The sequence below is a fragment of the Bradyrhizobium frederickii genome (assembly GCF_004570865.1).
Lineage (GTDB): Bacteria > Pseudomonadota > Alphaproteobacteria > Rhizobiales > Xanthobacteraceae > Bradyrhizobium > Bradyrhizobium frederickii.
The window spans coordinates 1-669 of record NZ_SPQS01000141.1; the positions used below are offsets into that span (position 1 = coordinate 1).

The following is a 669-nucleotide window of genomic DNA, read 5'->3' on the forward strand; positions in this document are numbered from 1 at the left end:
GTGCTCAACAGACGTTTACTGTTCAAAACAAACCGGCAGCAGTAGCACCAAAGGAAACCATCACCCATCATTTCTTCGTTTCTGGAATTGGGCAGAAGAAAACTGTCGATGCAGCCAAAATTTGTGGCGGCGCAGAAAATGTTGTTAAAACAGAAACCCAGCAAACATTCGTAAATGGATTGCTCGGTTTTATTACTTTAGGCATTTATACTCCGCTGGAAGCGCGTGTGTATTGCTCACAATAATTGCATGAGTTGCCCATCGATATGGGCAACTCTATCTGCACTGCTCATTAATATACTTCTGGGTTCCTTCCAGTTGTTTTTGCATAGTGATCAGCCTCTCTCTGAGGGTGAAATAATCCCGTTCAGCGGTGTCTGCCAGTCGGGGGGAGGCTGCATTATCCACGCCGGAGGCGGTGGTGGCTTCACGCACTGACTGACAGACTGCTTTGATGTGCAACCGACGACGACCAGCGGCAACATCATCACGCAGAGCATCATTTTCAGCTTTAGCATCAGCTAACTCCTTCGTGTATTTTGCATCGAGCGCAGCAACATCACGCTGACGCATCTGCATGTCAGTAATTGCCGCGTTCGCCAGCTTCAGTTCTCTGGCATTTTTGTCGCGCTGGGCTTTGTAGGTAATGGCGTTATCACGGTAATGATT

2 protein-coding genes are annotated in these 669 nt (G+C 48.0%); one reads left to right on the top strand and one right to left on the bottom strand.

Features of this window, described 5'->3' with window-relative positions:
* Nucleotides 1–245 (top strand): serum resistance lipoprotein Bor (gene bor, locus E4K64_RS40080; protein WP_075252861.1); only part of this gene is annotated, 245 nt, incomplete at its 5' end.
* A 31-nt stretch (nucleotides 246–276) separates the two neighbouring features.
* Here bor and rzpD read toward each other — a convergent pair.
* The coding region (gene rzpD / locus E4K64_RS40085; RefSeq protein WP_020241265.1) for a prophage endopeptidase RzpD at nucleotides 277–669 on the bottom strand (393 nt) is incomplete at its 5' end.